This is a genomic window from Psychromonas arctica (assembly GCF_038155225.1).
Classification (GTDB): Bacteria; Pseudomonadota; Gammaproteobacteria; order Enterobacterales; family Psychromonadaceae; genus Psychromonas; species Psychromonas arctica_B.
In genome coordinates, this window is sequence record NZ_JBAKBA010000011.1 from 15,795 (window position 1) to 29,370 (window position 13,576).

The following is a 13,576-nucleotide window of genomic DNA, read 5'->3' on the forward strand; positions in this document are numbered from 1 at the left end:
ATGAATTAAAATACCTTTAATTAAGTAGGTAAAACATTTTTAAGCCAATGTTTTTTATGAACTCGTTGTAATACCATTAATACTTTAATTAATTCTTCTGATAATGCGATAATATAAGCCTCAACTAAAGTGAAGTTATAATATTTCACAGCGATAAAAGTTAATGGTATTCCGACACACCACATGCAAAAAATATCCATGAATGTACTGTAATTGATATCGCCTCCGCTACGTAATACGCCGATAATGCCAATAAAGTTTATTACGCGTATAAATAAAGCACAGGCTAGTACTAATAAAACCTGTGAAGCACTTGCTGTCGCTGACTCTGACAGTGCTGGGAAAAAAGATAATACCGGCTCTCTAAAATAGATAATTAGCGGTACAAATATAAACGCTAAGACAGGTACAAATAAAATAAAAGTCCAAGCTTGTTGCCATGCTCTATCAAATGCCTTTGCACCTAATTCATGCCCGATCATTGTTCCACTCGCAATAGCAACACCAATAAACAGAGCAAAAATAGTTTGTTCAATTGTCGACACCATACTCATTATTGCTAATTCTTGTACGCCAATCATGGCAAATATTAAGGTGTATACAAATACGCCTAATGCCCAGCCGCTATCATGTAATACCATTGGAATAGCTAACTTTAAATAACGGCGTATATCAAGTATAGAAAGCGCTGTTTTAATCTCTTCGATACTTGCAATAACAAACGTTCGTTTTTTTGCAATAAATAACATTAACAATACCATTTGAATCGCTCGGGCTAAAAAAGTTCCCCAAGCACTACCTTCTACTCCCATTGCTGGTACACCCCAGTGTCCAAAAATAAGAATGTAATTAAAGAAAGCATTTAGTGGTAATACTAAAAAGCTAATATTCATCGCTGTTTTGGTGTCACCAGCGGAGCGTAATGCTGTTTCTAATGGCAATACAACGGCAATAAATAGAAAACTATAGGCAGTGATTTTTAAATATTGATCTGCATAATTCAACAACTCAATATCGTTACTCGCCAACCCTGTCACGGTACTGGGCGAAAATACATAAAAAAGAACAAAGGGGAGGGTAATTAACACGCTAATTAAGAGAGAAGTAACTAAGCTGCGGCGTAATCCTGACAGTTCTTTTGCTCCATAATATTGAGCTGCAAGTACACCTCCAGCGTGACTAACACCCACCATCATTAATAGATTAAAGAAAAAGACTTTATTACCTAAGCCTACCGCAGCGATCTCTGCCTCACCTAGCTGGCTCACCATTAAAATATCGACTAAGCCTAAAAAAGAATACAGTAATGATTGCAGAGCAATCGGCAGAGCGATGGTCCAAAGCTTTTTTTGAAAAGTTTTGTTTTGAAAAGTTATTATTTTATTTTTCATAAAACGCCTTAATAAACTTATTTATATCAATAGTCATGAAAGTAATGGTTCATTAAGGCGTTACGATTAAGCAGCTTTTCTTTTAATTAAAACAAATGCTGATATTAATGATAATAGGCAGAAAATAAATAAGGGAGTTTGGCCTACTTGCTGATAAGGCGTTTGCCCATAAGCGGGTTGAACTGCGCGTCGTAATACCGCATCGGTATTGGAAGGTAATCGACCAAGTTCATTGCCAAGGCTGTCATAAATGGCGGTAATACCATTGTTAGTGCTGCGTAGTAGTGGACGGCCAAGTTCAATGGCACGCATTCTCGCTATTTCCAAATGCTGAGCTGGGCCGATTGAATCGCCAAACCAAGCATCATTACTGAGGGTGATGATTAATCCTGTTTTTTCATGAACGTTTTTACGTAATAATTCAGGAAAAGCAATTTCGTAACATAACGCTGGTGCGAGTGTACTGTTTGAAAATTTTAAGTTTTCTTGTATTTCGCCGCCACGTTGAAAGCTCGACATTGGTAAATTAAAATACGGGGCTAAAGGACGTAAAAGATCTTCAAAGGGAACAAATTCACCAATCGGTAATAATTGATGTTTGGCGTAGCGATTAGGGCTAGTTTGCGAGTAACCTTGTCCTGGAGGTAATTTTCCTAACATGATGATGCTATTGTAATAGTCTTTGTTATTAACATCGTAATTAATAATACCTGTTAATAATGCTTTATTTTCTTGTGTAAACTTTAAAGACAAAGATTGTAAGAAGCGTTGCATATCAACTTCAAGGCCAGCGATTGCTGATTCTGGCCAAATAACAAGTTCAGTTTCTGCTGGTTTTTTAGCGGTGATAAGGTCATTTCCGCTGTTATCTTTACTGTTTCTAATCCCTGATAATTCTAAATATTTTAATATAGAAGGGTAGAGCTCGTTTGGCTCCCATTTTTTGTTCTGATCTATATTACCCTGTACCAAAGCCACTTTAATTGCCGGTTGTAATTCAGTAAAAGTAAGTTGTTTTAAGCTATAACCGCTCATTACAACAGCCAGTATTAATAATGATGCAAGCTTTGGTGATTTTTTAAGAGTGAGTAGAGTAAGGCAAGCACAAATAAGCAATATCGCTAGGGTGATACCTTGTACGCCGAGAATAGGGGCGAAACCAACTAATACCGTATCTGCGTGGCTATAGCCTAAATAAGCCCAAGGGAAACCAGTTAGTACCCAGCCTCTTAGCCAGTCAGTTATTAGCCATAAACTAGGCATAATAAGTAGTAATCGAATAACTGATGATTTGGTCGGTATTTTATAAGTAAGCCATAATGCAAGAGATGGAAATAGGGCTAAATAAGCACACAGTAAGACGATTAATAACGCGCTGATAATCAGTGGCATACCACCAAAGAGATCCATGCTGACATAGATCCAATGTAAGGTTGCAACAAACATCGATAAGTTAAAAATGAAACTGACTAGAAATAGCTTTTTATGCTGCTGTTGGACTTTTTTGAGGAGTAGAAAAATGCCAACAAATGATGGATATAAAACCCACCATTGTTGAAAAGGAGCAAAAGCAAATACTTGTATCGCCCCTAAAAAGGCAGCTGTTAATAATTGCGCTGATAAAGAAGACGTTGCTTTATTTAGCAGTTTGCTCAGGTATTTTTTCAATCTTTTTTAAGCTCTTTTTTCAATTCTTTTGGAACACGAACTTGCAGCTGTACTAAGCGACGGTTATCGGCATTAGTGACTTTAAACTTATGTTCATTAATCGTTATCTTTTCGCCACGGCTAGGTAAATGCCCTAGTTCATGCAAAATTAAACCACCAATCGTATCTTGAATATCAATGTTGTAATCAGTTTCGAAGAACTCATTAAAATCAGCTAATGTGGTTAATGCACTCACAGTGTAAGTACGTTTACCTATTTTACGAATTTCATCTTCTTCTTCGTAATCAAATTCATCTTCAATCTCACCAACGATCACTTCTAAAATATCTTCGATAGTGACTAAACCTGATACACCACCATATTCATCAACAACAATCGCCATATGGTAACGTTGACTACGAAATTCTTTTAATAAAGTATCTAGTCGCTTACTTTCAGGCACAACAACCGCTTCACGCAGAATATCTTCGATTTTAAAATCATCAGGATCTGAGCTAAAACCATATTGAATGAGATCTTTTGCTAATAATAAACCAACAACGTGGTCTTTATCTTCAGTAATAACAGGGAAACGAGAGTGAGCTGAGTTAATAATCTCAGGCAATAATTCTTCAACAGGCTGGTGTAGTCCCAATGTCACCATTTGTGAACGCGGGATCATAATATCTCGAACGCGCATTTTAGAAACGTCGATAACACCTTTTATCATTTCTTTGGTTTTTTGATCGATAACTTGACGCTGTTTAGCGCTATCAATCACATCTAATAATTCATCTTGGCTTTTAGGCTCACCTTGAAATAGGTTACCGATTTTATCGAACAGACCTTCTTTAGGCTGTTCGTTACTAGAATGAGAATCTTCCGACATTAATTTTATTTACTCTTTTTCGCTTAAATAAGGGTCACTATAACCTAACTCAATCATGAGCTTGGTTTCAATACTTTCCATCGCTTCGGCTTCATCTTCTTCAATATGGTCGAAACCTAGAAGATGGAGTGTGCCGTGGATTGTCATATGTGCCCAATGTGAAATTAACGGTTTTTGTTGTTCCGTTGCTTCTTTTTCAACCACTTCTTTACAGACTACCAGATCCCCTAACAAAGGCAATGTGATCCCCGGTGGATTCTGAAAAGGAAAAGATAACACATTAGTTGATTTATCTTTTTCTCTGTATTGGTGGTTTAACTGCTGACTTTCTTCATTGTCTACAATACGTATTGTTAGTTCAGCTTCATCACGTAGTTGCTCGCTAGCTGCGATTAAAGTTGCGCTAACCCAAGCTTCAAACTGTGCGAGTTCAGGTAACGCTTGATGGTTTTCACTAGCAAGCTGTAAATCAACGTACAATTCCATTAAGCGTTTCTCGCTTCGCTTTCTGCTATTTCAGCTTTTCTATCAAAAGCATCATAAGCTTTAACAATACGAGCGACTACTGGATGGCGGACTACGTCGTTTGCTAAGAAAAAGTTAAAGCTGATACCGTCATCGACTTCACCCAATACTTCAATTGCATGGCGTAAACCAGACTTTTGATGGCGAGGTAAATCAATTTGCGTAATATCACCGGTAATTACCGCTGTAGAGTTAAAACCAATACGCGTTAAGAACATTTTCATTTGTTCTGTCGTCGTATTTTGGCTTTCATCTAAAATAATAAACGCATCATTTAAAGTACGCCCACGCATATAAGCAAGTGGTGCAATTTCAATGATGTTTTTCTCTATTAACTTTTCAACTTTCTCGAAACCTAACATTTCAAATAAAGCGTCATATAATGGGCGTAAGTACGGATCTACTTTTTGTGATAAATCACCCGGTAAGAAACCTAGTTTTTCACCGGCTTCAACAGCAGGGCGCGTTAATAGGATACGACGCACTTCTTGACGTTCTAATGCTTCTACAGCACAAGCAACGGCTAAGTAAGTTTTACCAGTACCAGCAGGGCCAACACCAAAACTGATATCATTACGTAAAATGTTACTCACGTACTTTGTTTGGTTTTCACCACGTGGTTTAATCACACCACGTTTAGTTTTAATCGTTAGACTTTTAAAACCAACTTCTTCAGACGCTACACTCACTTCCAATAAACGATGTTCACTGATTACGTTTTGCAACGCTAAATGTACATCTTCATCAGATAAACGTGCTGCTTTGCCTTTTATAGACTGAGTCTCAATGTATAAATCATTGATTAACTCGCTACCGGCTTGAGCGTAACGTTCTTCACCCACTATTTGAAAGTGTGCATCTTTATAAATTACTTCAACACCTAAACGACGCTCTATTTGTTTGATGTTGTCGTCAAAAGAACCACATAAAACCGCTAGGCGATCTTTATCTGCAGGTTCTAAATCAAGGTGTAATGTAGTTAATTTTGTGGTCAAATTTAAGGCCTTATTTATTTTGGATAAAAGTCATTCTAAGCAAAAATTATGCTGGAATAAACGTTTCAACACCTAATTTTTTTGCTTTGCTTTTCACAATATCACTTGGGCGAATTGATTCACGTAGATTCATTTCTGATTCACCACGGATAAACTTACCACGAATTGAGTTGGTATGTACTTCTGTAATTTCAACATCAACAAAACCACCAATCGAACGATGGTCTCCTTCGAAGTTTACAATTCGGTTATTCTCAGTACGACCACATAATTCCATGATGTTTTTACGAGAAGGGCCTTCAACTAAAATACGTTGTACAGAACCCACCATACGGCGACCAATTAATTGAGAATGCTGATGTATTCTATCTTGTAATATTGCTAAGCGTTTTTTCTTAGTCTCTAAGGTTACATCATCTGGCATATCTGCTGCCGGCGTACCAGGACGTTGGCTATAAATGAAGCTATAACTGGTATCAAAACCAATATAGTTAATCAGATCCATTGTTTGTTGGAAATCTTCATCGGTTTCATTTGGAAAACCAACGATGAAGTCAGAGCTAATAGTAAGATTAGGACGAACCAATTTTAATGCTGCAATTTTTTCTTTGTATTGCGCTACATTATGGCCACGTTTCATCATGGTTAAAATACGATCTGCACCAGCTTGTACTGGGAGGTGTAAGAAATCTACTAATTCTGGTGTGTCGCGGTAAACATCAATGATTTCATCAGTGAAATCAATCGGATTACTAGTTGTATAACGTAAGCGATCAATACCATCGATAGAAGCAACGTAACGTAGTAATTCAGAGAAACTACATTCTTCACCATCGTGCATATCACCAATGTAAGAGTTTACATTTTGACCTAATAGATTGATTTCACGAACACCTTGCTCTGCAAGTTGTGCAACTTCTAATAGAATATCGTCTAATGGGCGACTAACTTCTTCGCCACGCGTGTAAGGCACAACACAGAAAGTACAGTATTTTGAACAGCCTTCCATAATAGACACAAAGGCGGTTGCGCCTTCAGCTCTAGGCTCTGGCATCGAGTCAAACTTTTCAATTTCAGGGAAACTGACATCGACCACATTACCTTTATTGTCTTTCACGTCTTGAATCATTTTTGGTAAACGGTGTAACGTTTGTGGTCCAAAAACAATATCTACGTAAGGAGCGCGACGACGAATAGCCTTACCTTCTTGGGAAGCAACACAACCGCCAACACCAATAATAATATTAGGATTTTTTTCTTTTAGTTTTCTCCAACGACCTAGTTGGTGGAATACTTTTTCCTGTGCTTTCTCTCGAATAGAACAAGTATTTAATAAAATTACGTCAGCATTTTCAGCTTCATCAACGGAAACATAACCGTTACTTGCACTTAAAAGGTCCGCCATTTTTGATGAGTCATATTCATTCATCTGACAACCCCATGTTTTAACGTGTAATTTCATGCTCATATTCACTGCCTACTATGCTGACTAATTAGTGTGTTTCTTAAAACGAGGTCGCATTTTACGCACATCAAAGCAATCATGCTACTTTTTGTTTGCTCGCTTCCCTATTATTGATGATGATCCAAATATCTTGGTTTTATAACATTAAAATATTAGGTTAATTTTCCCAACAAGGCATCTTTTACGTACAATCATTAAATCGGTGTAAGACAAACAGTTGAGGGTGTAATGACAAAGAGAGAAATGATTGTTGTTGGCGGGGGAATGGTCGGTGCGTTATCTGCATTATTACTTGCCAAACAAGGTGATACATTACACCTAATTGAAAGGTCTTCTTTTACTATGCCAAAGGATGATGATGCCTTTGATCTCCGTGTTTCAGCATTCAGTGCGCAAAGTAAACACTTACTTGAGCAAGCCGGTGTATGGGAAGATATTCCGTCAGACAGACTTTGTGCCTATCAAGGATTACATACTTGGGAGCAAGGTAGCCAGAGACTCATGTTTTCAAGTGATGATATTGGTGCTGAGCAATTAGGTTATATTGCTGAAAACCGTTGGATCCAAGCGGTATTGTGGCAACGTTTAAAACAATTAAATAATGTTCATTTTTATGAATGTTGTGAAGTCACTGATATTGATCAAAATGAACAACAAGTAACAGTGACTCTATCAGACCAACAAGTAATTACGGCAGAATTACTGCTTGCCTGTGATGGTGCAAATTCAGGGGTACGTAATCATTTACAACTGCCAGTGACAAGCTGGGATTATCGCCAACATTGTTTGCTCATTAATATTACTACTGATTGCGCACAGCAAGCCGTTACTTGGCAAGAGTTTAGAGAAACAGGGCCTTGTGCCTTTTTACCACTTGCTGGCAATAATGCCAGTTTAGTGTGGTATCACAGCCCACAAAAAATAAAGCATCTACAAAGCTTAACCAATCAGCAGCTCAAAGACACTATATTAGCTGAATTTCCTAAATTAGACTTTGATTTTAAAGTCGAGGCTAAAGGTGGTTTTCCATTAACTCGTCGTCATGCAAAATATTATTATCAAGGCCGTGTAGTGCTGTTAGGCGATGCAGCACATACTATTAATCCGTTAGCTGGACAGGGCGTTAATTTAGGTTTTAAAGATGTGCAATGTCTTGTTGAGTTGCTAACGCAATGTAGTGATTTACCAATACCTGAAATGCTAAAACGTTATCAATGCCAGAGACGACCTGCCAACTTGTTAATGCAAACGGGTATGGATGTATTTTATAAAGTCAGTAAATCAGATTCTGATGTGATACGTGTATTACGTAAAGGTTTTTTGGGGCTTGCACAGCAATCAGGACAAGTTAAAAATCGTGTGATGCGTTATGCGATGGGCATTAATTAACGAGTGACAAAATGTATAGTCATAGAATATCTGCCATAGACATATAATTGTCACGCATTAAAAAAGCCATGTAGTAACTTAAATTGATCTCGTTAAGTCACTACACGGCTTTTTATTGTGCTTTAAAATAGTAATTTTAAGTGTCTATTTTAGACTGTTTACAGCCTAATTTGTTGTCACTTTATTAGAAAGAAGTACGACGGTAGTTACGGTACTTAGGTAACCAGAAGTTAGCCTCTAAACGACGTTGCATGTTTTCATCGGTAACTGGTAGCGCTAATTTATCTTCAATTGCTTGATGTGCCACTGCACAGGCAATTTTTTCACTGATCTGTTTAATCACTTTTAATGGAGGTAATAACGCGCCCGGTGCTTTCTCATATTCCATTGATGCATCCGCTAAAGCTTGGCTTGCCACCATTAACATATTATCGCTGATACCCGTTGCACGTGCTGCTAATACACCTAAACCAATGCCAGGGAAAATGTAACTATTGTTACATTGAGAAATCTCAAAAGATTGACCTTCGTAAAGTGTATTTGGGAAAGGGCTACCCGTTGCAATAATCGCTTTACCTTTACTCCAATTTGTTATCTCCTGTGGGGTTGCTTCCACGCGAGATGTTGGGTTTGAAAGTGGTAAGACGATTGGGTTTTCAGTATTCTCACATAACGCTTCAATCACGCCTTGTGTGAATAATCCTTTTTGACCACTTACACCGAACAATACGGTTATTTTAGCTTGCTTAGCAACTTGTTCTAAGCCTAGTTTTTGGCTCTTATCCCAACCTACAATGTCAGCTTCTTTTTGTACAAGCGGTGCTTGGAAGCTTTGTAGCTCAGTCATGTTGTCAGTTAATAAACCGTAACGGTCAACCATAAATACTTGTTTACGCGCTTGGTCTTCAGTCAAACCTTCGCGTTGCATTTGTCTAATAATATGTTCTGCAATACCACAACCTGCAGATCCTGCCCCTAAAAAGGCAATATTTTGTTGGCTAAGTTTCTGCCCTTTATTTAAACAAGCCGCAATTAACGTCCCTACTGATACTGCTGCAGTACCTTGAATGTCATCATTAAAACAACATAGTTGATCGCGGTATTTATTTAATAGTGGGGTTGCATTAGTTTGCGCGAAATCTTCAAATTGCAATAACACTTCAGGCCAACGACGTTTAACGGCTTGAATAAATAAGTCGACAAATTCATTGTACTCTTCACCAGTAATACGTGGATTGCGCCATCCCATGTACATTGGGTCATTAAGTAGTTGGCTGTTGTTTGTGCCTACATCTAACAAAATAGGAAGACAATGTGCAGGACTGATACCACCACAAGCTGTGTATAACGCTAATTTACCAATTGGGATACCCATACCACCGATACCTTGATCGCCCAGCCCTAAAATACGCTCACCATCGGTCACTACGATAACTTTTACATTTTGTTTAGTGGCATTTTGTAACATGTCATCAATTTTGTCACGCTCAGGGTAAGAGATAAACAAACCACGTTTACGACGGTATATTTTAGAAAATTTCTCACAAGCTTGGCCAACCGTAGGGGTATAAATTAATGGCATTACTTCTTCGATGTGTTGCTCAATCAAATGATGAAATAATGTTTCATTAGTATCTTGAATATTACGTAAATAGATATGCTTATCTAAGTCACTAGAGAAAGAGGATAATTGTTGATAAGCACGAAGTGACTGCTCTTCAATGGTTTCAATATTGTGAGGCAATAAACCTGTTAAATTAAAATTATCACGTTCTTCAGATGAGAAAGCGCTGCCTTTATTTAATAGTGGGGCTTCTAATAATGCGGGCCCAGCAAAGGGAATATATAGAGGACGTTTGTTCGGCATAATAAAATCTTCTCAGTAAATAAAGGCATCGGATAAGTTGGTTCAAAACTAATTTTTTGATCATTTTTTTGATCGTATTTTTGAGTGTAGCTGTTTGAAAATAGCGTTCGCATCTAATAAATCGCTCACAGTTATTCTATTTTAAGTTTTATCTTATAAAAATACTGTTACTTATTCATTAAATAACGTTAAAGTTTTTCAATTTCTGTTAGCTTAATGTAAGTTTATTTTTTTTAAAGTAATCTTTTAGATAATCGATTAATAATCGCAACTTTTTAGACTCCGCTGCACCTGGAGGAAATACCGCATAAACATCTATGTCGTTTAATTGATAGTCGTTCAACAATTGTACCAAACTACCTGCCTTGATTTTAGGGGCTGCATCATAGGTTGGAATACGACCTAAACCATGACCTCCTTCAACAAAAGCCGTTCTAGCCGCTGCATTATTGGTGCTGATATTACCTTTAAATTTAACACTATAAGATCGATTACCTTTTTTAAGTTCTAATACACTAGCAGCTAATTTATAAACTACCCAATCATGACTCGCTAATTGTGCGGGCGTATTAGGGCGACCGTATTTTAATAAGTATTCAGGTGAGGCACACAAACAAGTGCTTAAGGTCGATAGTTTAGTCGCTTGTAAGCTTGAATCGGCTAAAGCAGCCCCACGAATGGCAATATCAAATCCATCTTTAATAATATTTACTACTTCATCGCTGAGATTTATCTCTAACTGTATATTTGGATAGAGTTGACGAAATGAATTTAACGCTGGAACAATGGTATGTAAACCGACACTCACAGGGCACGCAATTTTAATTAAACCGGTAGGATTATTTTTAAGATTTTCGATTTGTTGATTAGCGGCTAAGGCTTGCTCAACAATCACTCTACAACGCTCATAGTATTGGCTACCTGCCTCAGTTAATGCAATGCTACGTGTAGAGCGGTTAAGTAATTTAATACCCAACTGTGTTTCAAGTTTTTTTATATGGTAGCTGACGACGGCGCGAGATAAACCAACGTGTTTAGCAGCAGCGCTCAAGTTACCTTGTTCAATGACTTGTGCAAAGACCACCATACTTTTTAATTGTTCAAATGACAGTTCCATTAATGCCTCTTTTAGTTTGTGTTGGCGGTATCTCTTTTAAGTCTATGAGCAAACTACTTACCTAATATAAGCCGATATTAATAGTTACATTAGTGATTGTATTAGATGTTGTATCAATAATTGTAACAATGAAGTTCATAAAGTATACATTGTTCAATTCTTAAGTAAGCCTATACTGTTCACATCAGCCGTTAGTTGGCTATCAAACACTCTCAGTATTAAGGGCATTATCATGAGCAAAAAAATATTAATGGTTTTAACATCACACGATAAATTAGGTGATACAGACCATAAAACAGGTTTTTGGGTTGAAGAGTTTGCAGCACCGTATTACGTATTTAAGGATGCTGGTTTCGACATTACATTAGCATCACCATTAGGCGGTCAACCACCGATTGATCCAACAAGTCAATTATCTGACTTTGAAACAGATGCAACTAAACGCTATGACCAAGATGAAGTTGTAAAAGAAGAATTAGCTAATACAGTTGTTTTATCATCGGTTAATGAAAGTGATTACGATTCGGTATTCTACCCTGGTGGTCACGGACCATTATGGGATCTTGCATATAACACCGATTCAATTAAATTAATTGAAAGCTTCCTAGCCGCTAATAAACCTGTTGGCGCAGTATGTCATGCAAGCGCAGTTTTATTAGATATTAAAGATGCTAGCGGTGAGTTTGTTATTAAAGGTAAAGCTGTTGCAGGTTTCACTAATAGTGAAGAAGATGCAGTGCAATTAACTGATATCGTACCTTTCTTAGTAGAAGACGAGTTAATTAAGCGCGGTGCAGATTACCAAAAAGTAGATGATTTTGCTGCATTTGCAGTACAAGATGGCTTGATCATCTCTGGTCAAAACCCAGCAAGCTCTGAGCTGGTGGCTGAAAAATTAGTGGCGCATTTAAACGCTTAATTTTCAACGCTTCTCATGCAAAATTAACGTCGCATTACCTTATTTAGTTTAATGCTTCGCTTTATTGGGAGCCACATGGAATAACTTTACGGAGTTGTTCAGTGTGGCTTTTTTTATGTGTAAATCTTCAGTGTTGGAATGTTATATAAGGCACTCACACTCCAAGTAAATTAACGGCTATAACTATTGCTAATAATCACCATTGCTAATAATCACTACTGACAATTACCTCAAGCTCATCTAGTTCATTCGCCACGACAGAAAAGTTAATGGGTTGGCAGCAAACTTGGCAATCCTCAATGTAATCTTGGTCAGTATCTGACGGATCAAGCAATATAGTGATTGTTTCTCCGCAATACGGACAACTTATATTCTCTTCTTGTAGAAATGCCATTTTTATCCTTTCTTTTTTATTGATATGTCTTTTGTCATAATTTATCTGAAACTTTGTACGTTGTATTTAGTTTTATAATGTAATATCAGAAACAAATATAAAAACCGAATTGAATTAAATGTCTTCATTCACTTATTGAATGTGGGCATTAAACATTTATAAGGCCTTTTTCCTTACTGCCGTCACCTTACTAGCAATCCAAAAAACAGGACGTTAACAATGGATATTTTAAATTATTTACCTGAACTGATCTCAGTGAGTGTTATTGCTATTTTTATGGCGATTAGTCCTGGTGTCGATTTCATTATGATCTCTCGTAATAGTATGTTTCACGGAAGACAAAGTGGATTATATTCAGCATTAGGCATTGGGTTAGCTATTTGGATACACGTTGCTTATTCAATCGCGGGGTTGGCAATTATTATCTCGAAATCGATCGTATTGTTCTCATTGATTAAGTATATGGGGGCGGCTTACTTAATTTATATTGGTTATAAAACGTTTACTTCAAAAAGTAAATTAAGTGCCGAAGGGGTGTCGAGCGAACCTAAGTTGTCTCGTTTTGGTGCCGTAAAGTTAGGCTTTATTACTAATGCGTTAAACCCTAAAACAACATTGTTTTTCCTTAGTTTATTTACACAAGTGGTCAATCCGTCTACGCCTGTATGGGTGCAATTGTTATATGGGTTAATTATCTGCTTAGCGCATGTTGTTTGGTTTAGTATCGTTTCTCTTTTCTTTAGTCACCCTGCACTGGTGAAAAAGTTTAATACCCATAAACAAAAAATAGAGAAAGTAGTGGGTAGTGTGTTAATTGGTTTTGGTGTAAAAGTGGCGATAAGCGGTAATAGCTAGTTTTAGCCATTCTAAGCTATAAATAAACGTTCATATTGCTAACTCATCGTAATAATTTATTGTAAAAATGTATTTTAATAAGCCGTCATTAATATCGGCCTAGTTTCAGGATTGAAATAGGG

Annotated in this window: 12 protein-coding genes; 3 read left to right on the forward strand and 9 right to left on the reverse strand. The window is 37.2% G+C overall.

Annotation, left to right across the window (positions count from 1 at the left end; genetic code table 11):
- Nucleotides 1–20: 20 nt before the first annotated feature.
- From V6255_RS06380 to miaB, 6 genes are all read right to left on the reverse strand, one after another.
- Nucleotides 21–1,391: an MATE family efflux transporter gene (locus V6255_RS06380; RefSeq protein ID WP_341627403.1), complete on the reverse strand. Its 1,371-nt coding sequence runs from the start codon at nucleotides 1,389–1,391 to the stop codon at nucleotides 21–23.
- Between the two features lie 66 nt (nucleotides 1,392–1,457).
- A complete protein-coding gene (lnt, locus tag V6255_RS06385; protein WP_341627404.1) occupies nucleotides 1,458–3,059 on the reverse strand; it encodes an apolipoprotein N-acyltransferase in 1,602 nt (533 codons plus the stop codon).
- Entirely contained in the window at nucleotides 3,056–3,928 is an 873-nt protein-coding gene (gene corC / locus V6255_RS06390) for a CNNM family magnesium/cobalt transport protein CorC (protein WP_025565077.1), read from the reverse strand. Before corC ends, lnt begins: the two co-directional genes overlap by 4 nt.
- Nucleotides 3,929–3,937: 9 nt before the next feature.
- The gene (gene ybeY, locus V6255_RS06395) at nucleotides 3,938–4,414 is read right to left on the reverse strand and encodes an rRNA maturation RNase YbeY (RefSeq protein ID WP_341627405.1); all 477 of its coding nucleotides are present in this window, start codon (nucleotides 4,412–4,414) and stop codon (nucleotides 3,938–3,940) included.
- Complete coding sequence (locus tag V6255_RS06400) at nucleotides 4,414–5,448, reverse strand: PhoH family protein (protein WP_341627406.1); 1,035 nt, start codon at nucleotides 5,446–5,448, stop codon at nucleotides 4,414–4,416. Before V6255_RS06400 ends, ybeY begins: the two co-directional genes overlap by 1 nt.
- Nucleotides 5,449–5,494: 46 nt before the next feature.
- Nucleotides 5,495–6,916 (reverse strand): tRNA (N6-isopentenyl adenosine(37)-C2)-methylthiotransferase MiaB, encoded by a 1,422-nt coding sequence (gene miaB, locus V6255_RS06405; RefSeq protein ID WP_025565074.1) that lies wholly within the window; start codon nucleotides 6,914–6,916, stop codon nucleotides 5,495–5,497.
- A gap of 225 nt (nucleotides 6,917–7,141) precedes the next feature.
- Between miaB and V6255_RS06410 the strand changes: the two genes are divergently transcribed.
- On the forward strand, nucleotides 7,142–8,302 hold the full coding sequence (locus tag V6255_RS06410; RefSeq protein ID WP_341627407.1) for an FAD-dependent monooxygenase: 1,161 nt from the start codon (nucleotides 7,142–7,144) through the stop codon (nucleotides 8,300–8,302).
- A 184-nt stretch (nucleotides 8,303–8,486) separates the two neighbouring features.
- Here V6255_RS06410 and V6255_RS06415 read toward each other — a convergent pair whose 3' ends face one another.
- Together V6255_RS06415 and V6255_RS06420 are read right to left on the reverse strand one after the other, a co-directional pair.
- Nucleotides 8,487–10,172: an NAD-dependent malic enzyme gene (locus V6255_RS06415; RefSeq protein WP_341627469.1), complete on the reverse strand. Its 1,686-nt coding sequence runs from the start codon at nucleotides 10,170–10,172 to the stop codon at nucleotides 8,487–8,489.
- 205 nt (nucleotides 10,173–10,377) lie between these two features.
- Nucleotides 10,378–11,286 (reverse strand): LysR family transcriptional regulator, encoded by a 909-nt coding sequence (locus V6255_RS06420; protein ID WP_341627408.1) that lies wholly within the window; start codon nucleotides 11,284–11,286, stop codon nucleotides 10,378–10,380.
- A gap of 232 nt (nucleotides 11,287–11,518) precedes the next feature.
- On the opposite strand from V6255_RS06420, the gene V6255_RS06425 reads away from it, so the two are divergent.
- On the forward strand, nucleotides 11,519–12,205 hold the full coding sequence (locus V6255_RS06425) for a type 1 glutamine amidotransferase domain-containing protein (RefSeq protein WP_341627409.1): 687 nt from the start codon (nucleotides 11,519–11,521) through the stop codon (nucleotides 12,203–12,205).
- A gap of 205 nt (nucleotides 12,206–12,410) precedes the next feature.
- Here V6255_RS06425 and V6255_RS06430 read toward each other — a convergent pair whose 3' ends face one another.
- Nucleotides 12,411–12,599 (reverse strand): CPXCG motif-containing cysteine-rich protein, encoded by a 189-nt coding sequence (locus V6255_RS06430; protein WP_025565068.1) that lies wholly within the window; start codon nucleotides 12,597–12,599, stop codon nucleotides 12,411–12,413.
- Nucleotides 12,600–12,818: 219 nt separating this feature from the next.
- On the opposite strand from V6255_RS06430, the gene V6255_RS06435 reads away from it, so the two are divergent.
- On the forward strand, nucleotides 12,819–13,454 hold the full coding sequence (locus V6255_RS06435) for a LysE family translocator (protein WP_341627410.1): 636 nt from the start codon (nucleotides 12,819–12,821) through the stop codon (nucleotides 13,452–13,454).
- The last annotated feature ends 122 nt before the right edge of the window (nucleotides 13,455–13,576 follow it).